19 protein-coding genes and 2 pseudogenes are annotated in these 21,426 nt (G+C 73.0%); 6 read left to right on the top strand and 15 right to left on the bottom strand.

Annotated elements, in window-relative coordinates; genetic code table 11:
* Nucleotides 1-74: 74 nt before the first annotated feature.
* Together EV382_RS17850 and EV382_RS17845 are read right to left on the bottom strand one after the other, a co-directional pair.
* A complete protein-coding gene (locus EV382_RS17850) occupies nt 75-2,192 on the bottom strand; it encodes a HelD family protein (protein WP_130403370.1) in 2,118 nt (705 codons plus the stop codon).
* A 108-nt stretch (nt 2,193-2,300) separates the two neighbouring features.
* On the bottom strand, nt 2,301-3,248 hold the full coding sequence (locus EV382_RS17845; protein ID WP_130403368.1) for an alpha/beta fold hydrolase: 948 nt from the start codon (nt 3,246-3,248) through the stop codon (nt 2,301-2,303).
* A gap of 170 nt (nt 3,249-3,418) precedes the next feature.
* Here EV382_RS17845 and EV382_RS17840 point away from each other — a divergent pair.
* Nucleotides 3,419-4,046 (top strand): annotated as a pseudogene (locus EV382_RS17840) (carbonic anhydrase).
* A gap of 191 nt (nt 4,047-4,237) precedes the next feature.
* On the opposite strand, the gene EV382_RS17835 reads toward EV382_RS17840, so the two are convergent.
* Nucleotides 4,238-4,567 carry a hypothetical protein gene (locus EV382_RS17835; RefSeq protein ID WP_030330285.1) on the bottom strand — a complete coding sequence of 110 codons (330 nt, stop codon included), beginning with the start codon at nt 4,565-4,567 and terminating at the stop codon, nt 4,238-4,240.
* Nucleotides 4,568-4,875: 308 nt separating this feature from the next.
* On the opposite strand from EV382_RS17835, the gene EV382_RS17830 reads away from it, so the two are divergent.
* Together EV382_RS17830 and EV382_RS17825 are read left to right on the top strand one after the other, a co-directional pair.
* Entirely contained in the window at nt 4,876-5,367 is a 492-nt protein-coding gene (locus tag EV382_RS17830; protein WP_130403366.1) for a DUF3145 domain-containing protein, read from the top strand.
* A 94-nt stretch (nt 5,368-5,461) separates the two neighbouring features.
* Nucleotides 5,462-7,198: a glycoside hydrolase family 3 protein gene (locus tag EV382_RS17825; RefSeq protein WP_130403364.1), complete on the top strand. Its 1,737-nt coding sequence runs from the start codon at nt 5,462-5,464 to the stop codon at nt 7,196-7,198.
* A 17-nt stretch (nt 7,199-7,215) separates the two neighbouring features.
* On the opposite strand, the gene EV382_RS17820 is transcribed toward EV382_RS17825, so the two are convergent.
* Nucleotides 7,216-7,884, bottom strand: coding sequence for a lipoprotein (locus EV382_RS17820; RefSeq protein WP_130403362.1), 669 nt, complete (start codon nt 7,882-7,884; stop codon nt 7,216-7,218).
* A gap of 131 nt (nt 7,885-8,015) precedes the next feature.
* Between EV382_RS17820 and EV382_RS17815 the strand changes: the two genes are divergently transcribed.
* Nucleotides 8,016-8,234, top strand: coding sequence for a hypothetical protein (locus tag EV382_RS17815; RefSeq protein WP_091409273.1), 219 nt, complete (start codon nt 8,016-8,018; stop codon nt 8,232-8,234).
* A gap of 48 nt (nt 8,235-8,282) precedes the next feature.
* Here the strand turns inward: EV382_RS17815 and fabF are convergent, their stop codons facing one another.
* The 7 genes and pseudogenes from fabF to EV382_RS17780 all read right to left on the bottom strand — a co-directional run bounded on the left by fabF (nt 8,283) and on the right by EV382_RS17780 (nt 15,007).
* Nucleotides 8,283-9,509: a beta-ketoacyl-ACP synthase II gene (fabF, locus tag EV382_RS17810; protein WP_130403360.1), complete on the bottom strand. Its 1,227-nt coding sequence runs from the start codon at nt 9,507-9,509 to the stop codon at nt 8,283-8,285.
* Nucleotides 9,510-9,511: 2 nt separating this feature from the next.
* On the bottom strand, nt 9,512-9,751 hold the full coding sequence (locus tag EV382_RS17805; RefSeq protein ID WP_030330276.1) for an acyl carrier protein: 240 nt from the start codon (nt 9,749-9,751) through the stop codon (nt 9,512-9,514).
* An 85-nt stretch (nt 9,752-9,836) separates the two neighbouring features.
* On the bottom strand, nt 9,837-10,781 hold the full coding sequence (locus EV382_RS17800) for a beta-ketoacyl-ACP synthase III (RefSeq protein ID WP_130403358.1): 945 nt from the start codon (nt 10,779-10,781) through the stop codon (nt 9,837-9,839).
* A gap of 5 nt (nt 10,782-10,786) precedes the next feature.
* Nucleotides 10,787-11,704 (bottom strand): annotated as a pseudogene (locus tag EV382_RS17795) (ACP S-malonyltransferase); the annotation flags it as partial.
* 78 nt (nt 11,705-11,782) lie between these two features.
* Nucleotides 11,783-13,108, bottom strand: a complete 1,326-nt coding sequence (locus EV382_RS17790; RefSeq protein WP_425271908.1) for a PucR family transcriptional regulator — start codon at nt 13,106-13,108, stop codon at nt 11,783-11,785.
* Between the two features lie 13 nt (nt 13,109-13,121).
* Nucleotides 13,122-13,814, bottom strand: coding sequence for a response regulator (locus EV382_RS17785; RefSeq protein WP_130403352.1), 693 nt, complete (start codon nt 13,812-13,814; stop codon nt 13,122-13,124).
* Nucleotides 13,811-15,007, bottom strand: coding sequence for a sensor histidine kinase (locus EV382_RS17780; RefSeq protein ID WP_130403350.1), 1,197 nt, complete (start codon nt 15,005-15,007; stop codon nt 13,811-13,813). The genes EV382_RS17785 and EV382_RS17780 overlap by 4 nt, the downstream gene beginning before the upstream one ends.
* Before the next feature lie 291 nt (nt 15,008-15,298).
* Between EV382_RS17780 and EV382_RS17775 the strand changes: the two genes are divergently transcribed.
* Nucleotides 15,299-15,628, top strand: a complete 330-nt coding sequence (locus EV382_RS17775; protein ID WP_130403348.1) for a hypothetical protein — start codon at nt 15,299-15,301, stop codon at nt 15,626-15,628.
* Between the two features lie 54 nt (nt 15,629-15,682).
* Here the strand turns inward: EV382_RS17775 and EV382_RS17770 are convergent, their stop codons facing one another.
* Nucleotides 15,683-16,333 carry a hypothetical protein gene (locus EV382_RS17770; protein WP_130403346.1) on the bottom strand — a complete coding sequence of 217 codons (651 nt, stop codon included), beginning with the start codon at nt 16,331-16,333 and terminating at the stop codon, nt 15,683-15,685.
* A gap of 252 nt (nt 16,334-16,585) precedes the next feature.
* Here EV382_RS17770 and EV382_RS17765 point away from each other — a divergent pair, with 252 nt between their 5' ends.
* Nucleotides 16,586-17,236 (top strand): copper resistance CopC family protein, encoded by a 651-nt coding sequence (locus tag EV382_RS17765; protein ID WP_244236740.1) that lies wholly within the window; start codon nt 16,586-16,588, stop codon nt 17,234-17,236.
* A gap of 98 nt (nt 17,237-17,334) precedes the next feature.
* On the opposite strand, the gene gltX is transcribed toward EV382_RS17765, so the two are convergent.
* Genes gltX through EV382_RS17750 form a run of 3 tightly spaced genes read right to left on the bottom strand, consistent with a single transcriptional unit; the run spans nt 17,335 to nt 21,419 of the window.
* The gene (gene gltX, locus EV382_RS17760) at nt 17,335-18,744 is read right to left on the bottom strand and encodes a glutamate--tRNA ligase (protein WP_130403342.1); all 1,410 of its coding nucleotides are present in this window, start codon (nt 18,742-18,744) and stop codon (nt 17,335-17,337) included.
* A 51-nt stretch (nt 18,745-18,795) separates the two neighbouring features.
* Complete coding sequence (locus EV382_RS17755) at nt 18,796-20,073, bottom strand: MFS transporter (protein ID WP_130403340.1); 1,278 nt, start codon at nt 20,071-20,073, stop codon at nt 18,796-18,798.
* The gene (locus EV382_RS17750) at nt 20,070-21,419 is read right to left on the bottom strand and encodes a GH1 family beta-glucosidase (RefSeq protein WP_130403338.1); all 1,350 of its coding nucleotides are present in this window, start codon (nt 21,417-21,419) and stop codon (nt 20,070-20,072) included. The genes EV382_RS17755 and EV382_RS17750 overlap by 4 nt, the downstream gene beginning before the upstream one ends.
* Nucleotides 21,420-21,426: the final 7 nt, after the last annotated feature.

Below are 21,426 nucleotides of genomic sequence, written 5' to 3'. Positions count from 1 at the left end.
GTCAAATGTATGCGCACATCGCTATGTGTGCAAGTGTACGCGTAGCGCCGTGCACCGGTGGCAGTCCGCGCAGGTCAGCCGTTCGGGTCGATGGTGGTGAGTCGCTGGGTGGCCCGGGAGAGCGCCACGTACAGGGTGCGTACGCCGGCACCCGGGTCCGCGCGGATCTCACTCGGGGCGACCAGCACCACCCCGTCGTACTCCATGCCCTTGGCCTCCAGGCTGGTCACCACCTGTAGCCGTGCGCCGCCCAGAGCGCCCAGCCAACCGGCGACCTCATCGCGGCGGGGGACCGGCGTGATCACCCCGACCGTCCCCTCCACCTCCGCCAACAGGGCGCTGGCGGCCTCCACGGTCGCGGTCTCCAACCCCGTGGCGGGCACCACCAGCTCGACCGGCTCGACCCCGGTGGAGCGGACGGCGGTCGGCAGCGGCAGGTCGGGGTAGAGCCGACGGATCTCCGCAGCCGCCACCGCGAAGATCTCCGCCGAGTTGCGGTAGTTCGTGGTGAGCGTGAAGTCGTGTCGCTTGCGCCGGCCCAGCGCCTGGTCGCGGGCTCGGGTCAGCTCCTCCGGGTCGCCGGTCCACGCGGTCTGCGCCGGGTCACCGACCACCGTCCAGGAGGCCAACCGGCCGCGTCGACCGATCATCCGCCACTGCATCGGCGAGACGTCCTGGGCCTCGTCGACCACCACGTGCGCGTAATCCCGGTAGTCCTCCGGGCGCTCCCGGGCCGCCGCGCGGGCGGCCCGCTGCCGCTCGCCGAACGTGCTCAGCTCCCGGACGCCACCGGCGAGCTGGAACGGATCGCGTCGCGCGCGGGCCGGCTGCACGGGTTTACCGAGCAGCGCGTCCAACTCGTCCAGCAGCGCCACGTCGGCGATGGTCAACCCGGCCGAGTCCAGATTCCGGTACGCGGCGTTGAGCAGCCGGATCTCCGCCGACGAGAGGATGCCTCCGGCGTACCGGCGCAGTCGGTCCGACTGCGCCAGCCAGCCGAGCACGTGCCGGGGGTGCAGCCGAGGCCACCACGCCTTGAGAAACTCCCGGAACTCCGGCCGCTCGGCGATCTCCGCCTCGAAGGCCGGCTGTTCCGGCAGGCGACCGCTGCTCAGCTCACGGGCCTGCGCCCAGAGCGCGGCGAACACCCCGTCGAAACCGGCCCGGCGCACCTCGTTGCGCCGCGCGCCCCGGTGCAGCGCGCGATCCCGGATCCGGTCCAGCGTGGCCCGGTCCAGGCGCAGCAGCGTCCCCCGGTAGAGCAGCCGCAGCTCACCCGGGCCGCCCGGCACCGCGTCGCGGGCCGCCCGCTCCAGGACCCGGCGCATCCGCAGCGAGCCCTTCACCGCCGCCACCTCGGGCGGGTCGGTGCGGGTGGCGGTCATCCCCGGAAAGAGGGTGCCCAGCGAGTGCAGGGTCGCGGTGTCCTCACCCAGCGACGGCAGCACCGAGCCGATGTACTCGACGAAGACCGACGACGGGCCGACCACCAGGATGCCTCCGCCGGCGTAGCGGCTGCGGTCGGAGTAGAGCAGGAACGCGGCCCGGTGCAGGGCGACCGCGGTCTTTCCGGTGCCGGGGCCGCCCGCGACGATCGTCACTCCGGAGCCGGGCGAGCGGATCGCCTCGTCCTGCTCCCGCTGGATGGTCGCCACGATGTCCCGCATGCCCCGGCCGGTGGCCTTCGACAGGGTGGCCAGCAACGCGCCGTCACCGACGACCGTCATCCCCTCCGGGGCGGCGGGCGGGTCCAGCAGGTCGTCCTCGATCCGGGTGACCCGCTCGGCACGGGACTGGATCGTGCGACGCCGCACCACGTCCAGCGGCTGCGCCGGGGTGGCCTGGTAGAAGGCGGCGGCGGCCGGCGCCCGCCAGTCGACGACCAGCGTGACGGCGTCCTCGTCGCGGATCCCCAGTCGCCCGACGTGCAGCACCTGACGGTCGCGCAGGTCCAGCCGACCGAAGACCAGCCCCTCGTGCTCGGCGTCCAGGATGTGCCGCCGCTGCGCCGCGTGGAAGACCATCGCGTCGCGCTCGACCAGTGCGCCGTGCGTGCCCACCCGCGCCATCCGGTAGCCGTCCCGCTCGGCGCGGACCGCCGAGCGCCGCAGCTCGGCCAGTCGGGCGTACACCCGGTCGAGGTGTCGTTGCTCGACGGCGATCTCCTGCTCCAGGCCGGTCTGGTCGGTCAACGCACGCTCCTTCAACTGTCGCCGGCCGGCGGTGGGAACCGCGCGGGCCAACCGCAGAAGGGTACGGCCCCGAGCCCGACCCGCCGCGCCCGAGGTGCGCGAACGTGCTCAAACACCCGTCTCGACGGGGGTCGCGTCACGGTGGCCCGGCGACGATTCGGCGAGCACCCGCCGCAGCACGCCGGTGAGCGCGGCGTTGACCTCGTCCGGGCGTTCCATCATCAGCATGTGCCCGGCCCCGGGGCAGACGGTCAGTTCGGTGGCCGGCAGAGCCGCCGCGATCGACTCCGCGCACGGCGGCGGGGTCAGCCGGTCCCGGTCGCCGACCAGGGCGGCGGCCGGCAGGTGCGCCAGCGCGGCGAGGGTGTCCAGTCGGTGCTGGGCGCCGATGGAGGCGCGGAACCCGCCGATCGAGCGCAGCGAGGCCCGCGCCACCGCCGACGTCACCAGGCGGATGTCGGCCGGTTCGCAGCGGTCGCCGAAGAGCATCCACCGGATGCTCGGTCGCAGCGCGGTCAGCAGCGCCCGGGGCGCACGCCACGAGCCGCACCGGGCCAGTACGCCGGCGCTGGTCGTCTCGGCCAGCCGGATCAACCGGGCGATCCGCGGTGAGAGCCCGTAGACGGTGTGCGTGTGCCCCTCGGCGGTGGTCGAGACGAAGACCAGGCCGGCGGTGTGGGCGGCGAAGTGCGCGGGGTGGCGGTGCGCGTACTCCATGACCGTCATGCCGCCCATCGAGTGCCCGACCAGCACCACCGGACCGGTCGGCGCCACGGCGTCGATCACCGCGGCCAGGTCGTCACCCAACTGGGCGAGGGTGGCGGTGGGCAGCGCCATGCAACTGGACCGGCCGTGCCCGCGCGCGTCGTAGGCGACCACCCGCACCGCGCCGCCGAATGGCGCCGCGGTGAGCGCGTCGACCTGCCGGTGCCAGGCGCGTCCGTCCAGCGTCCAGCCGTGCAGCAGGATGGCGGTGACCGGGGCGTCCGTCTGACCCGTCGTCTCGACGTTGAGCCGTACGCCGTCCGGCAGACGGACCTCGAACCGCTCCGCCATCGCCACCTCCCCTGGGCCGCCCAGCACCATCAGCACCTCCGATACCCGGCGGTAACACCGGCTACCCGCCAGGAGAGCGCGCCAATCGCGCCGGGGCGAACATTCCCGACCTCGCCCATGCCGCGCGGTGACGGGCCAAGCTGAACGGCATGGGGTCGTCGGGAGCGCCCATGGGCGCGGTGTCCGGGCCGGGGCGGCAGGCCGGCGGTACGCCCCGCGCCGCGCTGGCCGATCTGCTCGCCGGTAAATCGACGGTTCGTCAGCGGCCAGCCGGTGCACGGGCACGACGTCACGGCCGCCGCGGCCGCGGCCTCCGGCGACCAGCAGCCGTACGCCGTGGTGCTCGGCTGCATCGACTCCCGGGTGCCGTTGGAGGCGATCTTCGACCAGACGTTCGGGGCGATCTGTGTGATCCGTACCGGGGGGCATGTGCTCGATCGCGCGGTCTGCGGCTCGATCGAGTACGTGGTCGGCCAGCTCGGCGTACCGCTGGTGATGGTCCTCGGCCACGAGCGGTGCGGTGCGGTGGAGGCCACGGTGGAGGCGCTGCGCACCGGGCGGCGTCCCGGCGGGTCGCTGGCGCACCTGGTGGACGAGATCGCGCCGTCGGTGACCGAGGCGGGGATCGACGATCCGGCGGTGCAGCCGCTGGCGATCCGCCGCCACGTGCGGCGCACGGTGCGCATGCTGCGCCAGGACGAGCTGCTGGCCGGGTCGGTGGCCGCCGGCCGGGTGGCCGTGGTCGGCGGACTCTACGACCTGGCCACCGGAGAGGTCGCCCTGCTCGATGCAGGCTGACCTGCCCTGGCCCGAGGACCGTCCCGCCGCCGCCCGCGCCGATCATGGAGTTGTGGTGGGTGACAAACCGGCCTGGATGACTCCAAGCCGGGCACCACAACTCCATGATCGACGAAGCCGATCTCAGGAGACGCGAAACCGCCCGCCGGGAATTCCCGGCGGGCGGTTCAGTTGGTGCGGTGGGGGAGGGCTCAGCCCTCGAAGACGCCGGCCGCGACCAGGCGCTTCTCGGTGGCCTCCCAGCCGTCACCCGGGTGGGTGGCAGCCAGGTTGTTGATCTCCGCCCGGATCTTGGCGGCGTGGCCGGCGGCGGCCAGAACGCGGATCTCCTCGACGAAGGCGTCGGAGTCCGTGCGCAGGTGCGCGGTCTTGCCGTTGGTCAGGTTCCGCACGTAGGCGTGCTTGCCGCCGTTGAGCGGGATGAGGTACTTGAACTCGCCCAGCACGCTGAGGGCGCCACCCTGGCCAGCCTGGCCGGCCCGGACGGACGCGCGCGCGGTCTTAGAGGTGTTGCTCGCCACGGAGGTACTCCTTGCAAGACGTACGGGAGGACTGGACGTCCGGGGGCTGTGTGCGGGTCGTACAACACTCGACCCGCGAAGGTGTAACGCGGCATAAGCCGCCGGTGGAACTGTACAGGACCACGACATCATGCTGGTCGTCGCGGTGTCCTGAGAGGCAACGGCGACCACCCGTCCGGCTATTCCACCCGGCGTTTTTTCCGATTCCCTGGCGCACCACCCGTCACAGGAGTCATCATGTGTTGCAGCAGCCACCCGGGTGGACGAGGTCGTAGGGGAAGACGCACCTCGCTCTCCGGGAGGTCACCGTGCCAACGCGTGGCGTCGTATACGTCCACTCGACCCCGCTCGCCGTGTGCTCGCACGTCGAGTGGGCGATCGCGCGCGTCCTAGCCGCGCCGGTCAACCTGCAGTGGACGGCTCAGCCCGTCGAACCCGGCGCTCGCCGGGCCGAGTGCGGGTGGACCGGTCGTCCGGGGACGGGCGCCGAGCTGGCTGCTGCCCTTCGGCAGTGGCCCATGATCCGTTTCGAGGTCACCGAGGAGCCGAGTCCCGGTGCCGATGGTGAGCGCTTCATGTACGTGCCGGCCCGTGGCCTGTTCCGGGCGACCATGGGCGTGGCCGGCGACATTCAGCTCGGCGAGGACCGACTGCGGGCGCTGATGGCGGCGTCCCGGGCCCCGGAGGCGTTGGCGCACGCCCTCGACAAGGCGCTCGGCACGGCGTGGGACGCTGACCTGGAGCCGTACCGGTACGCCGGCGACGGTGCCCCGGTGACCTTGCTCACGCGGGTCGGCTGACCGGTGGCCCGCGCACCGGCGACGTGCCCGTGCGCCGCCGGTGCGACCTGCGGGCGGTAAGGTCAAGTTGCCCCGATAAGGGGGAACTGGTGGGATAGGCGGCGTGTCGAATCGCCCGTGGCGCGCCCGTGTCGCTGTCGCCGCCCTGACCGCTCTGCTCGTCTCCGGCTGCTCGGGTGGGTCGCCCCGCTCCGCCCCGACGCCCAGCCCGGCCGCCCCGTCCGGTGGCCCGAGCGCGCCGGCCGCACCGCCGGCCAGCGACCCCGCCGGCCGCGCCGCCGCGCTGGTGGCGACGCTCTCCGACGAAGACCTGGTCGGCCAGGTGCTGATGCCGTACGCGTACGGCGACTCGGCGACGAAGGTCTCCGCCGGCTCGGCGGCCGGTAACCAGGCCCTCGCCGGGGTCGACACCCCCGCCGAAATGATCGCCAAGTACCGACTGGGTGGCCTGATCCTGGTCGGTTTCAGCGCCGACGACCCGACCAAGGGCAACCAGGAGACCACGAACGTCGACAACCCCCGGCAGGTGCACGAGCTCACCACCGGGCTGCGGACCGCCGCCGGTCGGCTCGCCGCCGGGTCCGCGCCGCTGCTGATCGGCACCGACCAGGAGTACGGCGTCGTCACCCGGGTGACCGACGGGGTCACCGTGCTGCCCAGCGCCCTCGCGGCCGGCGCGGCCGGTGACCCGAAGCTCACCGAGGCCGCCTGGCGGGCCGCCGGCACCGAGCTGGCCGCGATGGGCATCAACATCGACTTCGCCCCGGTGGCCGACGTGCTGGCCACCCGCAGCACCGTGATCGGCTCCCGGTCGTACGGCGCCGACCCGAAGCGGGCCGCCGCGCAGGTGGGCAGCGCGGTCCGGGGCCTACAGGCGGTCGGGGTCGCGGCGACCCTGAAACACTTCCCCGGGCACGGCCACAGCGCCGACGACTCGCACCAGGATCTTCCGGTGCTCACCCAGTCCGCCGCCGCGTTGCAGAGCGGGGCGTGGCCGCCGTTCACCGCCGGGATGGACGCCGGCGCGATGGCCGTGATGTCCGGTCACCTGGACGCCCGCGCGATCGACCCGGGGACCCCGGCGACGTTCTCGCACAAGCTGCTCACCGACGTGCTGCGCGGCCAACTCGGCTTCAAGGGCGTGGTCATCACCGATGGGATGAACATGCCTCCCGCGAAGCGCTGGGCCCCCGGTGAGGCGGCGGTCCGGGCGCTCAACGCCGGTAACGACCTCATCCTGATGACCCCGAACGTCGGTCAGGCGTACGACGGGCTGCTCGCCGCGCTGCGCGGCGGATCGCTGCCCCGGACCCGCCTGGTCGAGGCGGTCACCCGGGTGCTGACCATGAAGTTCCAGCTCGCGGAGCTGCCGACGGCGCAGATGTCCACGCTCAACACCCCGGCGCACCGGGCGGCGGCGGACGCGCTGGCCGCCGCCGCCGTCACCGTGCTGCGCGGCGCCTGCGGCAAAGCGGTACGCGGGCCGATCACCGTCACCTCGTCCGACGGTCGGGACGGCACCCGGGCCACCCTCACCGCCGCGTTGACCGCCGCCGGAGTGTCGGTCAAGCCCAGCGGCGGCACGATCGTGCACCTGGTGGGCTATGGCGACGGCGCCAAGGACCTGCGCGCCGACGCGGCGGTCACGGTGGCCATGGACACCCCGTACGTGCTGGCCGAGGCCACGTCGCCGACGCTGCTGGCCACGTACTCCTCCAGCCGGGCGTCGATGACCGCCCTGGCCGCCGTGCTCGCCGGCAAGGCCCGGCCCGGCGGCCGGTCGCCGGTGGTCGTCCCCGGACTACCCGCGACGACCTGCGCCAGCACCTGACCCCGCCGGAGCCGACGTCAGCCGGCAGCCGTGAGCCCGTGCACCGCCAGCCGGTACGCCGGCAGCACGTCGGTCCGCTCGGTGATCAGCCCTTCGTTGACCGCGAAGACCAGCGTCTGCCCCGCCGACTGGACGGCCAGCGCCCAGTTCCGCGACTCCTCCTCGGCCAACGCGCTGGTGGCGAGCCAGGTCATCTCGGTAGCGTCGAAGCCGCCAGCGCGCAGGTCGCGGACCTGCTGGCCGCTGATCGTCTCGCCGCCTCCGGCGGCGAAGCCCTCCAGCGCGGCCCGCGGAGCGATCGTCGGCGTGTCCGCAGCCCAGATCCGCAGGAACCCGCCACCGGCCGAGCGGCCGTCCACCTCGCAGCGCACCGTGGTGCCGCCGCGCTTGGTGAGCGCCTCACCGACCAGTTCGGCCAGCTCACCCTTGGGCGGCTCGATGGCCTTCGCCGTCCACCCGTCGGCCAGCGGAAACGACACCGGTACCGGGCAGGGCGAACCCGTGCCGCCGGTCGTACCGCCGGGCGACGCCGGGCCCACCTCGTCGTACCAGGGCTCACCCGTGGCCTGCGGCGCAGGATCGCCGGCCGTGGCACCGGTGGGGGCGGCGTCGTCGCCGCAGCCGGCCAGCAGGCCGACGGCGAGCAGCGCCGACACGGCAACGCGGGTGCGGGTACGAGTGTCCATGGTGGTGATCCCCGTCAGTCGATCTTCAGTCGGCCCATCTAAGCCGGGCGCTGTCCCGGCGTCAATCGGCATCGTGTCCGCGCCACCGAAATCGGGTCGCCCCGCCCCGGCCGGTCTGACAACCTCTCCCCATGGGAGCGGCAGCGGGATTCCGGCACACGCAACGGGCGGACGGCACAGTGGTGATCACCCACCACGGACGGGTCGCCGGCACGCTGCGTGGCGCTCGGGCCGCAGAGTTCCTGGCTGAGGTCGACGACGACCCGCAGTTGGTGATGGCCCGCTGGACGGGCAACTACCGGCACGGCAACGAGCGCACCGCGAAACAGCATCCCCGCAACCGGGGCTGAACGGCGAAAGGGCCCCTCCTCGACGAGGAGGGGCCCTTTCGCGGGATATCAGGGCCGGGCGAAGACGAGCGCCACGTTGTGGCCGCCGAAGCCGAACGCGTTGTTCAACGCGGCCGGGATCTCCATCTGGCGGGCCTTGTGCGCGGCGACGTCCAGGGTGAGGCCGGGCTCCGGGTCGTCGAGGTTGATCGTCGGCGGGACGACGCTGTCGCGAATCGCCAGGATGGTGGCGATCGACTCCAGCGCGCCGGCCGCACCGAGCAGGTGACCGGTCATCGACTTCGTCGCGGACAGCACCGGGTGGTCGCCGAGCGCCTTGTGCAGCCCGCCGATCTCCAGCATGTCCCCGACCGGGGTCGAGGTGGCGTGCGCGTTGACGTGCACGATGTCCCGCTTGGCGATGTCCGCGTCGGCGATCGCCTTGGCGATGGCCCGGATGGCGCCCTCGCCCTCGGCGTGCGGCTGCACGATGTCGTACGCGTCGGAGGTGATGCCGGCGCCGGCGAGGCGCGCGTACACCCGGGCGCCCCGGGCTGCGGCGTGCTCGGCCCGCTCCAGCACCACGATGCCGGCGCCCTCGCCGAGGACGAAGCCGTCCCGGCCCCGGTCCCACGGGCGGGAGGCCCGCTCCGGGTCGTCGTTGCGGGTCGACATGGCCCGCATCGAGCTGAAGCCGGCGATCGGCAGCGGGTGGATGACCGCCTCGGTGCCGCCGGCCACCACCACGTCGGCCCGGCCGGAGCGGATGATGTCCAGACCCAGGGCGATCGCCTCGGCGCCGGTGGCGCAGGCGCTGGCCACCGAGTGCACACCGGCCTTGGCGCCCAGCTCCAGCCCGACCCAGGCGGCCGGACCGTTGGGCATCAGCATCGGGATGGTGTGCGGGGAGACCCGCCGTGGCCCGGAGGCCTCCAGGATGTCGTCCTGGGCCAGCAGGGTGGTGGCACCGCCGATGCCGGAGCCGACGCTGACGGCCAACCGCTCGCCGTCGAGGTCGGAACCGGCCAGGCCGGCGTCCGCCCAGGCCTGCTGCGCCGCGATGATCGCGATCGCCTCGGAACGGTCGAGGCGGCGCAGGCGGACCCGGTCCAGCACCTCGGACGGCTCGACGGCCAGCTGGGCGGCGATCCGGACCGGCAGTTGCTCGGCCCACTCCTGGGTGAGGGCACTCACCCCGGAGCGGCCGGCGAGCATGGCGTCCCAGGTCGACGCGACGTCCCCGCCAAGCGGGGTCGTCGCGCCGAGCCCGGTGACGACGACGTCGGGACGACTCATGATCAGGACTGCGCCGCGATGTAGCTGACAGCGTCACCGACGGTCTTGAGGTTCTGCACCTCGTTGTCCGGGATCTTGACGCCGAACTTCTCCTCGGCCGCGACCACGACCTCCACCATGGAGAGCGAGTCGACATCGAGGTCGTCGGTGAAGGACTTCCCCTCGGCCACGTCGTCCGGGTTCACCCCGGCAACCTCTTCGAGGATCTCGGCGAGGCCGGTGGTGATCTCGTCACGGGTCATTGCGGTTGGTTCCTTTCATCGGGGTTCTCCGGCGGTCGGCGTCGCCGACCGCCACTCCTGGACGCGTACGCGCCCGAGGGGGTCATCAGGGGCAGCGGACGACCTGACCGGCGTAGGTCAGGCCGCCGCCGAAGCCGAACAGCAGCACCGGCGCGCCCGAGGGCACCTCCCGGCGCTCGACCAGCTTGGACAGGGCCAGCGGCACGCTCGCCGCGGAGGTGTTACCGGACTCGACGATGTCCTTCACGATGATCGCGTTGGGGATGTTGAGCCGCTTGGCGATGCCGTCGATGATCCGGGCGTTGGCCTGGTGCGGCACGAACGCGGCCAGCTCCGACGGGTCGACCCCGGCCCGCTCGCAGGCCTGGAGCGCGAGCGGCGCCAGCGCGGTGGTGGCCCAGCGGAACACCGCCTGCCCCTCCTGCTGGATGTACGGGCGCCAGCCCTCGATGCGGACCGCGTCGCTCTTGTCCGGCACCGAACCCCAGACGACCGGGCCGATCCCGGCCGGCTCGTCGTCGGCGCTGGCGGAGACCACCGCGGCACCGGCCCCGTCGGCGAAGATGATGCAGGTCGAGCGGTCGGTCCAGTCGGTGAAGTCGGACAGCTTCTCCGCGCCGATGACGATCGCGTTGCGCGACGCCCCGGCCCGGATGGCGTGGTCGACGGTGCCCAGCGCGTACGCGAAGCCCGAGCAGGCGGTGTTCAGGTCGTACGCGCCCGGCGCGGTGATGCCCAGCTTGGCGGCGACCCGGCAGGCCACGTTGGGGCTGCGGTCGATGGAGGAGCAGGTGGCGACGACGACCAGGTCGATGTCGGCGGCGGTCAGGCCCGAGTTGGCCAGCGCCTTGCCGGCGGCCGCGGCGGCCATGTCGGCCACCGTCTCCGTGTCGGCGATGCGCCGGCTGACGATGCCGACCCGGTCGCGGATCCACTCGTCGTTGGTGTCGACGAGCTTGGCGATGTCGTCGTTGGTCACCACCCGGGAGGGCTGGTAGTGCCCCATCGAGACGATGCGACTGCCAGTCATGAACGACCTCCGATACGGGCGATCAGGTCCCGTGCGGCCGGCAGGTCGTCCGGGGTGTTGAGGGTGACGATCTCCGGGGCGCCGTCGCCCTTGAGTTCCCGCTTGACCAGGCCGGCGAGGGTGCCGGCCGGGGGTAGTTCGATCACGCCGGTGACCCCGAGGTCGGCCAGCGTGCGCATGCACAGGTCCCAGCGCACCGGCGCGGTGACCTGACGGACGAGGCGCTGCACCATGGCCGCGCCGTCGCCGACCGCGGTGCCGTCCAGGTTCGACAGCAGGGTCCGGGCCGGGTCGGCGGGAGTGATTCCGGCGGCCTCCGCGGCGAGCGCGGTCTCGGCCGGCGCCATGTACGGGGTGTGGAACGCGCCGGCGACCTGGAGTCGGATGATCCGGGTCCGGGTGGGCGGCGCGGCGGCGAGCTTGTCGAGCCCGTCCAGCGCGCCCGCGGCGACGATCTGCCCGGCGCCGTTGCGGTTGGCCGGGTAGAGCCCGTTCGCCTCGATCGCGGCGATCACCTCGTCGGGGTCGCCGCCGAGCACCGCGGCCATGCCGGTCGGCTCCAGCGCGCACGCGGCCGCCATCTCCCGGCCACGGACGCCGGCCAGGGTGATCGCGGCGTCGGCCGTGAGCACGCCGGCCAGGGCGGCGGCACCCAACTCGCCGACGCTGTGGCCGGCGGTGAGCGCGACGTCGTCCATCGGCAGGTGCTCGGCGGCGAGCAACGCCGCGGCGACCAGCAACGGCTGGGTGCGTGCGGTGTCCTTGATCTCGTCGGCGTCGGCGGCGGTGCCCAGGTGCAGCAGGTCGACCCCGGCCAACGCCGACCACTCGCGCAGTCGCGCCTCAGTGCCGGTCAGGTCGAGCCAGGGGGTCAGGAAGCCGGGTTTCTGAGAACCCTGGCCAGGACTAAGTACGGCGAGCACGCCTATGACTCTCCCGGATAAGGGCGGGTAACGCTGTGCCGCCTTCGACCAAACCGTACTAGGACCTTTGGAGGTTTCCTACAAAGATCGGCGGGGATCATCCTCGTTTTGGGCGGGTTTCCGGCTGGCCGGGGTCATTGTCTGACTCGGGACCGACGAGGCCAGCGGGACAACCGGATCCAACCGACCCACGGTCAGCGCCACCTGGAGGGCGAACGCGTCGCGCGGCGACAGTGGCGAGAACCCGGTCACCTCGGCGATCCGGCGCAACCGGTAACGCACCGTGTTCGGGTGCACGAACAGTGCCCGGGCCGCGCTCTCCAGCGTGCCACCAGCGGCCAGGAACGCGTCCAGTGTGGCCAGCAACTCCCCACCGGCGCGCACCAGCGTCGCGTACACATCATGCCGTAGCCGCCGGCGGGCCTCCGCGTCACCGGCGAGGGCCCGCTCCGGCAGCAGGTCCGCGGCCGGCACCGGCCGGGGCGCGCTGGGCCACGCCGGTGCGGCCCGGAAGCCGGACAGCGCGGCCCGCGCCGACTCCGTCGCCTCGTCCAGGCTCGGTACGGCGGGACCGACCACCACCGGGCCGTCCCCGAAGGCGCTGAGCAGCTTCGCCGTGGCGGTCAGCGGATCCGGTGCGCCGCCCAGCACGATCACCAACCGGTCACCGTGGACGCCACCGATCACCTCCACGCCGATCCGGCGGGCCTGCCGGTAGACCACATGCAGCACCGCGGAGACCTCACCGCCGGGTGATCGACCAACCGCCACCGCCACCGGCGGCGCGTCCGCCCAGCCGAGCGCGGCGGCCCGACTGGCCAGGACGTCCGGCGAGTCACCGCGCAACAGCGCGTCGACCAGCAGCGCCTGCAACCGGGCGTCCCAGGCGCCGCGCGACTCGGCGGCCCGCGCGTACACCCGGGCGGCGGAGAACGCGATCTCCCGGGAGAAACGCAGCACCGCCTCGCGGAGCTGCTGCTCCTCGCCCTCGGCGGCCAGGTGCGACACCTGCTCCTCGACCACGTCGATCGTCACCTTGATCAACGCCACGGTCTGCTGGAGGGTGATCGACCGGGCCAGCGCCTGCGGGGCGGCGGCGAAGACGTCGTCCGAGACCTCCTGGGTGCTGTCCGCCGTGCCGCCGCCGTCACGCAGCCACTGCACCAGCGACCTCGCGCCCGCCTGGGCGACCAACATGACCCACGAGCGCTGGTCGGCCGGCAGCGCCCGGAACCACGGCAGCGTCTCGTCCATCCGGGCCACGCTGGAGGTGGCCAACGCCCCCGCCGATCGTTCGATCCGGCGCAGCGTGGCCGACAGATCCCCACCGCCCGGCGTGCTCACCGCCCTAGCCTGACACGTCGTGAGCAGGCCAACCACGTCGGCACCGGTCCGCCGGTCCACCCGCCGGACCCGCTCACGGCTGCGGGGGAGGCGGCAGGCCCAACTCCTGGGCCAGGATCGCGGCCTGCACCCGGCTGCGCAGGTCCAGTTTCGCGAGGATCCGGCTCACATGGGTCTTGGCGGTGCTCTCCGCCAGCACCAGCCGATCGGCGATCTGCTGGTTGGACAGGCCGAACCCGAGGCAGGCCAGCACGTCACGCTCGCGCGGAGTGAGGGTGCCCAACGCGGCCCGGGTGTCCGCCGAGGCGCCGGGCGCCGTCGCCGCGAACGCGGTGATCAGCCGGCGGGTCACCGTGGGCGCGATGAAGCCGTCGCCCCGCGCCACCGTCCGCACCGCGCCGACCAGGCCCTCGGCGTCGGTGTCCTTGAGCAGGAACCCGGCCGCCCCGGCCCGCAACGCCCCGAAGACGTACTCGTCCAGGTCGAAGGTGGTGAGCACCAGCACGTCGGCGAGCCCGTCGGCGACGATCGCCCGGGTCGCGGAGATCCCGTCCCGGTGCGGCATCCGCACATCCAGCACCGCCACGTCCGGGCGCAGCTCCCGGCACAGCCGCACCGCGGCGTCGCCGTCGCCCGCCTCGCCGACCACCTCGACGCCCGGTGAGCCGTTCAGGATCAGGGCCAGTCCGGCCCGTACCGCCGGCTGATCGTCGGCGAGCACCACCCGTACCGTCGCCGCTCCCGGGTCGCCCGGCGGCCCGGTCACCCGCCCTCCCCGGTGGGCAGGGCGGCCCGCACCTGCCAACGGCCGTCGCGCGGTCCGGCGGTGAACCGTCCGGCCAGCAGCGTGGCGCGCTCCCGCATGCCGATCAGCCCGGCCCCGGCGCCCGGCAGCCCGCCCGCGCCCCGGCGAACCGGATTCTCCACCGTCAGCACCACCTCGGCCGGCCGGTACGCGATCGTCAGTTCGGCCTCACCCGTACCGTGCTTGAGCGCGTTCGTCAGCGACTCCTGCACGATCCGGTACGCGGCGAGATCCACCCCCACCGGCAGCGCACCGGGCGTGCCATCGGTGCGGACCCGCACCGCGAGGCCGGCCGCCCGGACCCGCTCGACCAGTGCGTCCGCCTCGGCCAGCCGGGCGGTGACCACCTCCGGTGTCACCGGGGCGGCACCCGGCCCGCCGCTGGTCCCGGGGTCACGCAGCACCTCGATCATCTGACGCATCTCCGCCAGCCCCTGCACGCTGCTCTCCCGGATCACCCGCAACGCCGAGTCCACCTGACCGCGATCCAACCCGGGCACCGAGAGCACGGCGGTGGCGTGGATGGCCACCGCGCTGAGGTGGTTGGCGACCACGTCGTGCAGCTCCCGGGCCATCCGGGCCCGCTCGGCGCTGACCGCCTGCCGACGGTCCAACTCCACCAGCCGGGCGGTCTGCTCGGCCCGCGCCCGCTCGGCGGCGGCCTGGTCACGGTACTGCCGCACACTGACACCGGTAAGGACCGGCAGCAGCCCGGCGAGCACCACCAGCACCCCGAGCGCCGCGCCACGCCACTGGCCGTACGACAGCACGCCGACGACGACCCCGACCACGCTCAACGCCACGGTGATCCGCAGCAACCACCGCCACAGCCGGGGCGGGCCGTACACGCAGGCGTCGTAGAGCACCTGCGTGTAGACCAGGACCGTGCCCAACGAGCTGCCCAGCGCCGTGTCGACGACCAGCGCGCCGGTCCCCACGGCCAGGCTGGCGCGCGGCGCGACCCGCCGTAGGCCGACCGCGACACACACCGCCACCAGCGGCGGCAGGAACAGCGCCGACGGCAGCTGCGCGTTCGGACGGACCTGCGGCTGCCAACCCAGGGCGAACAGGACCAGACCACCGGCGAGCGACGCGCCGGCCAGCAGGAGGTCCCGACCGAGAGTGCCGGAGTCGAGCCACGGTGGCGAACGCATGCCCCGATCCCACCACAGCCGTCGCCCGCCGAACTCCGACCGAGGGAGGACCTCGACGGCACCGCCATGCGCCGAAAGGGGTACGCGCAGCGCGGCGGATCACCCCACGGTGAACGGTGCGCGAAGAAGCTGTGAACTGCGTAACCGGATCCCGTGCTCCCCGCCGTCGTGGCGAACCGGCCGGTCCTGAGCCCGGGTACGCTGCGCGCGGCCCGTCGGCCCCGGCCAGTACGGTGACAGGGGCACGTCGGGGGGAGCACCCGCGGGTGAGCGAGCGTGAGGAGACCGGGGATGGCGCACGGGGAGGCCGACCACGGCTGCGCCCAGGGCGAGCCCTGCCGGCCGGGGCACCACGACCCGCAGGCGGCTGGGAAACACCGCCGGGCGGTCGGCGGGGCGTCAGCACACCCGGTGGAGCCACTCGTCGCGCGGGTCGATGACGAGCTTGTGCTGCCGCGTCAGCGCTGCGCCGAGCCCGGCGGCCTCGCCGAGCCCGACTCCGATGTTCCCGCTGGTTGCCTCAGCGAACTTCCCGGCTGGGCCGGGGCGCACCGACACGGCCCGGTCCGGCCTCGGCCACGGGCCACCCGCCGGGAGCGCCCACCGCGCCGCTGGTGCTGACCGCGCTGTTGGTGCTGACCGCCGCTGCCGAAAGGCGGCGGGGTCAGCGCCAGCTCAGCGCGTGCGGCGGCGGATCAGCAGGGCGATCCCGGCGAGGCCGACCGTGATGGTCAGCATCACGCCGACGTTGAGCAGCAGGAGGCGTTGCAGGTCGCCGAGCGCCTCGTCGAGGTCTTTCGCCGGGTCGAGCGTGTCCTCCGGGAGCACCCGCTCGCCGCCGCCCGCGCCGCCGCTGACCGTGTCGAACTGACGCTCCAACGGCACCCCGGCGGTGCGCAGGGTCTCGGACATGCTGAGCCGACCCAGGAACCAGCCGGCGCTGGTCTTCCGGCCGTCCGGCTGCTTTGCCGGCCGGTAGACGCGGGGACCGCCGACCGCCTTGGGGTACAGGTCGTACGTCTGCTTCGGCGTCTCACCGGCGAGCACCACGACCGTGTATTTCGGACCGAGGTTGGCTGCCTTCGGACCGGTCGGCGAGCCGGTGCGGGCGAGGAAGTTGACCTGGTCGATGATCGCGCCGACGAGGGCGGGCTCCTTGTCCGCGTGCATCCGCAGCGGCTCGGACAGCCCGGTGCCGGTGATGTCCACTCCGGCGGGTGCCGGCTTCGGCGCCGCCGTGGCCGAGCCGGCGGTGCCGAGCGACAGCAGCGCTGCCGCCAGGGTGCCCGCCAACACGGCGGCCAACCGCCTCATGTGTCGGACCATCCCGCCTCCTCGCCCCGTTCGATGGATGGCTTCGTCGTGACGTCCGGACCGACCTGCTGGTGCGGCATCGACCAGCTGGTCGTGTCCACCCCTACAGACTCAACAGAACGTCGATGGGTTGCAGCTTTCGGAACAGTAATTGGAACTATCTGCGATCTCTGCTCAACTAACGAGGAGCCGTTTGATCAGCGGGCGGATCGTACCCTTACGGAGGGGTTCATGGGGGGCAGGGTTACACGTACGGTGCGGGTCGTGCCAGTGGTGTTCGGCGTGGCGCTCGGTGTGTCGGTTTTGCTGCCGGCGACACCGGCCGCCGCCCACAACGAGTTGACCGGCAGCAACCCGCGCGACGGCGCGCGCGTGGCCACGGCACCCGCCCGGGTCGAGCTGCGGTTCCTCGCCAAGCCGTCACCGGCTACGACGAAGATCACAATAACCGGACCGGACAATGTGGTCGCCGGCGGGACACCCGCCTTCGACGGCAGCCGGGTGCGGGTGCCGTTCACGCCGGCCGCCGCGGGGCTCTACATCGTCGGCTACCAGCTCGCGTCCTCCGACGGACATCCGGTGAAGGGCGAGGTGCGGTTCACCCTCACCACCGGCACCGCCGCCGACCCGTCCGCCACCGTCAGCCCGGCCGATTCACCCTCGGCAGCCGCATCACCCTCGGCCGCCGCATCACCCTCGGCCGCCGCATCACCCTCGGCTGCCGTCCCGCCCTCCGTCGGCCCGGCGTCGCCCTCCGCCGGCGGCGCGACGGCGTCCACAGTGCCGGCCGCGTCGGAGCAGTCCGACTCCGGCGGTCGCTGGTGGCTCTGGGCGCTCGGCGGCCTGGTGCTGCTCGCCGCGCTCGGAACCGGCCTCGCGTTCCGCCGCCGCCGCGGCAGCCGCGACAGCGCCTAGTCGATCATGGAGTTATGGTGGGGGACAAAAGCCCCGAGAGGCACCAAACCAGGCACCACAACTCCATGATCGACGGGGACAGGCGCGCGGGGCGCTTCTTAGACCAGGCGTAGGCGGGCGGCGCGGATGCGGGTCAGGGTGCGCTCGCGACCGAGCACCTCCAGCGACTCGAACAGCGGCAGGCCCACGGTGCGGCCGGTGACCGCGACGCGTACCGGTGCCTGTGTCTTGCCGAGCTTGAGGCCGCGCTCCGCGCCGACCGCCTCCAGCGTCGACTTCAACGACTCGGCATCCCAGGACTCCAGCGCCTCGAACGCCGCGACGGCGTCGTCCAGCAGCTCGGCGGAGCCGTCCTTCATCGTCTTGGCCCAGGCGGCCTCGTCGATCAGCGGCGAGGCCAGGAAGAGGAAGTCGACGTTCGGCACGATCTCGCTGAGCACCGCGATCCGTGTCTGAGCCAGCGGCGCGACGGCGGCGAACGCGTCGGCATCGAACTCCTCCGGCTGCCACGGCGGCGGCGCGATGGTCTCGGTGCCGGTCAGCCACGGCTGGCAGGCGTCGATGAACTCGGCCACCGGCAGCGCGCGAATGTACTCACCGTTGAACGCGCGCAGCTTCTTCTCGTCGAAGAAGGCCGAGGACAGATTGACCTCGTCCAGCCGGAACTCGTTCTCGATGACCGACCAGGGAACGATCTCCCGGTCGCCGGAGGGGGCCCAGCCGAGCAGCATGAGGTAGTTGCGCATCGCGCCGGCGAGGTAACCCTCGTCGCGGTACGCCTCCAGGGCGACCTTGTCCCGGCGCTTGGAGAGCTTCTGCCGCTTCTCGTTGACCACCACCGGCACGTGCGCCCAGACCGGCGGCTTGACGCCGAGGGCCTCCCAGAGCAGCTGCTGCTTGGGGGTGTTGGGCAGGTGCTCCTCGGCCCGGATCACGTGGGTGATCCCCATGGTCATGTCGTCGACGACGTTGGCCAGCAGGAAGACCGGCGAGCCGTCACCGCGGGCGATGACGAAGTCCTCGATGAGCTTGTTCTCGAAGGTGGGCTCACCGCGGATCAGGTCGACCACCACTGTCGAGCCCTCGTCCGGCGTACGGAAGCGCAGAGCGTGCCCCGGGCCCGGGCCGAGGCCACGGTCGCGGTGGTAGCCGTCGTAGCCCTGGTGCTGCGAGCCGGTGCGGGCCTGCACGTCCTCCCGGGTGCAGTCGCAGTAGTAGGCGCGGCCCGAGTCGTACAGGCGGGCGGCGGCGGCCCGGTGCTCGCCGGCGTTCGCCGACTGGAAGTAGGGGCCCTCGTAGCTGCCCCGGGAGATCCCGATCCAGTCCAGCGCGGAGAGGATGCCCTCGGTCCACTCGGGCTTGTTGCGCGCCGCGTCGGTGTCCTCGATGCGCAGCACGAACACGCCGCCCTGCTGCTTGGCGTAGATCCAGTTCTGCAGCGCCGAGCGGGCACCGCCGACGTGGAACATACCGGTCGGGGAAGGGGCGAAGCGCACACGTACTGTCACACCCCACAGCCTACGGCGGTACGCGACCGCTTTCCGCCACCGCCCCCTGGCTCACCGGACTGAACGGATCTTGACGACCAGGACGCTGCCGACCAGGGTGACCACGGCGGTCACCGCGTAGAGGGTGGGGTAGCCGCCCAGGTACACCACGAGCGGGGCGGAGAGCGCCGGGCCGAGCACCTGCGGCGCCGAGTTGGCGATGTTGATGACGCCCAGGTCCTTGGCCCGGTCGGTGGCCCGGGGCAGCACCTGGGTGATCAACGCGGCGTCCACCGAGAGGTAGACGCCGTAGCCGGCGCCGAGCAGCAGCGCGGCGACGACGGCCATCGGCCAGACCGGCGCGACAGCGAGCAGCAGCGCCGCCACCGCCATGATCAGCCCAGAGGTGATCACGTAGATCTTGCGGCGGCCGGAGCGGTCGGAGAGGCGTCCGGCGACCACCGCGGTCAGCATCATCCCGAGCGTGTAGAGCAGGATCAGCACCAGCAGACCGCCCTCGGGGTCCGGGTGACGCACCCCGTCGCTGAGGAAGTACAGCAGGTAGAGGGTGCCCAGCGCGTTGCCCAACTGGACCAGGAACCGGGTGATCCAGGCCCAGGCGAAATCCGGGTGCCGGCGGGGGCTGATCCACATCGAGGCCAGCAGCGCCCGCGTCCGGAACACCGGCCGGTGCGTACGCGGCAGCGGTTCGTCGGGGGTGAGCAGCGCGAACGGCAACGACAACAGCAGGACGGCCACCGCGATGGCCAGGTAGCCCGCCGCGTTGCCGGTGACCACGGCGGTGACCAGCAGCGCGCCGAGCACCAGCCCGAGCGCCTGCGGGATGCCCACCCAGCCGGAGACGCCGCCGCGCTGCCGCACCGGGACCCGGTCCGGGACGGCCGCGGTGAGGCTGGCCAGCATCGCGTTGAAGCAGACCTGCGCGGCGACCCAACCGAGGACGACCCCGAGGATGGTCCGCTGCTGGGCGAGCAGCACCAGGGCCGCCGCGCCGAGCACCGCCCCGCCCGCCGTCCAGACGTGGCGACGACCGAACTCGCGACCGGCGATCCGCAGGCAGGTCCGGTCGGAGAGCGCGCCCGCGAGGGGGTTGGCCAGTACCGCCGCCAGCGCGCCGAGGCCGGTGACCAGGGCCAGCACGTTCTCCTTGTCGCCGGGCGCGATCTGCTCGATCTGCTGGGGCAGCAGCACCTGGATGGGCGTGAAGAACGCCATCCAGACGCCGAGGTTGGCCGCGAAGATCAGACCGATCCAGCCGCGCCGCACCGGCACCGTCGGCTCGGCGAGCGCCGCCGGCAACGACGTCGGCGTCGGGTCGAGGGTGGTCACCGCGTCGACCCCGGCCGGCCGGCCGCAATCACGTCCCGCAACCAGGTGTACGACGACTTCGGCGTACGGGTCTGGGCGGCGTAGTCGACGTGCACCAGACCGAAGCGCTTGGTGAACCCCTCGGCCCACTCCCAGTTGTCCAGCAGCGACCAGACGAAGTACCCGCGTACGTCCACCCCGTCGTCGAGGGCGGCCCGGACCGCGCGCAGGTGCCCGTCGAGGTACGCGATCCGCTCCGGATCCGCCACCTGCCCGTCGGCGTCGGGTACGTCGTCGTACGCGCAGCCGCTCTCGGTGATCTCGATGGGCGGCAGCGCGTCGCCGTACGTGTCGTGGAGCCAGCCGAGCAGTTCGCGCAGCCCATCGGGGGCCACCGGCCAGTCGAAGGCGGTACGCGGGTAGCCGTCCAGCGCGACGAGGTCGAACGGCAGGGGCGAGCCCTCCTCGGCCGCCCGTACCCCGGTGGGGTTGTAGTAGTTGACCCCGAGCACGTCGATCGGCGCGGCGATCGTGTCGAGGTCGCCGGGGTGCACGACGCTCGCGTCGAAGCCGGGCAGTTCCGGGTAGCCGCGGCCGAGCAGCGGGTCGGTGAAGAGGCGGTTGTGCAGCGCCTCGTACGCGGCCCCGGCGGCCCGGTCGGCGTCGCGGTCGCCGAGCACCCGCACCGGCGAGTAGTTGTTGGCGATCGCCACCGGGTTGGTGGTGTGCGCCCGCAGTGCCTGCACCGCGAGCCCGTGTCCGAGCAGTTGGTGGTGGGCGACCGGAAAGGCGTCGAAGAGCAGCATCCGGCCGGGGGCGTGCACACCCATGCCGTAGCCGAGGCTCATGTGGATGAACGGTTCGTTGAGGGTGATCCAGAGCCGGACCCGGTCGCCGAGCCGGGCGGCGGTCTTCTCGGCGTACTCGGCGAACCGGGCGGCGGTGTCGCGGTGCAGCCAGCCGCCGGCGTCTTCGAGGGGTTGCGGCAGGTCCCAGTGGTAGAGGGTGGCCACTGGGTCGATGTCGGCGGCCAGCAACTCGTCCACCAGGCGGTCGTAGAAGTCCAGCCCGGCCGCGTTGGTGGCGCCGGTGCCGGTGGGCTGGACCCGGGGCCAGGCGATGGAGAACCGGTACGCGGAGACGCCCAGCCCGGCCAGGAGCGCGGTGTCCTCGCTGTGCCGGTGGTAGTGGTCGCAGGCCACCTGCGCGCTGCTGCCGTCGCTGATCCGGCCGGGGGAGTGCGCAAAGGTGTCCCAGATGGACGGACCTCGGCCGTCGGCCGTGGTGGCGCCTTCGATCTGGTGGGCCGATGTGGAGACGCCCCAGCGGAAGCCGGTGGGGAACTGGGGCATCGGTGCGGTCGACATGCGCCCT

It is taken from the genome of Micromonospora violae (assembly GCF_004217135.1).
Classification (GTDB): Bacteria; Actinomycetota; Actinomycetes; order Mycobacteriales; family Micromonosporaceae; genus Micromonospora; species Micromonospora violae.
The sequence above is the reverse complement of the archived record's forward strand: the minus strand, read 5'-3'. Positions and strand labels throughout refer to the sequence as shown.

Bases quoted from the DNA above. Each gene is read 5' to 3' on its own strand.
- EV382_RS17845 (WP_130403368.1), bottom strand. From the start codon at position 3,248: ATGGCGGAGCGGTTCGAGGTCCGTCTGCCGGACGGCGTACGGCTCAAC.
- EV382_RS17820 (WP_130403362.1), bottom strand. From the start codon at position 7,884: ATGGACACTCGTACCCGCACCCGCGTTGCCGTGTCGGCGCTGCTCGCC.
- EV382_RS17815 (WP_091409273.1), top strand. From the start codon at position 8,016: ATGGGAGCGGCAGCGGGATTCCGGCACACGCAACGGGCGGACGGCACA.
- fabF (WP_130403360.1), bottom strand. From the start codon at position 9,509: ATGAGTCGTCCCGACGTCGTCGTCACCGGGCTCGGCGCGACGACCCCG.
- EV382_RS17805 (WP_030330276.1), bottom strand. From the start codon at position 9,751: ATGACCCGTGACGAGATCACCACCGGCCTCGCCGAGATCCTCGAAGAG.
- EV382_RS17800 (WP_130403358.1), bottom strand. From the start codon at position 10,781: ATGACTGGCAGTCGCATCGTCTCGATGGGGCACTACCAGCCCTCCCGG.
- EV382_RS17780 (WP_130403350.1), bottom strand. From the start codon at position 15,007: ATGCGTTCGCCACCGTGGCTCGACTCCGGCACTCTCGGTCGGGACCTC.
- EV382_RS17775 (WP_130403348.1), top strand. From the start codon at position 15,299: ATGGCGCACGGGGAGGCCGACCACGGCTGCGCCCAGGGCGAGCCCTGC.
- EV382_RS17770 (WP_130403346.1), bottom strand. From the start codon at position 16,333: ATGGTCCGACACATGAGGCGGTTGGCCGCCGTGTTGGCGGGCACCCTG.
- EV382_RS17750 (WP_130403338.1), bottom strand. From the start codon at position 21,419: ATGTCGACCGCACCGATGCCCCAGTTCCCCACCGGCTTCCGCTGGGGC.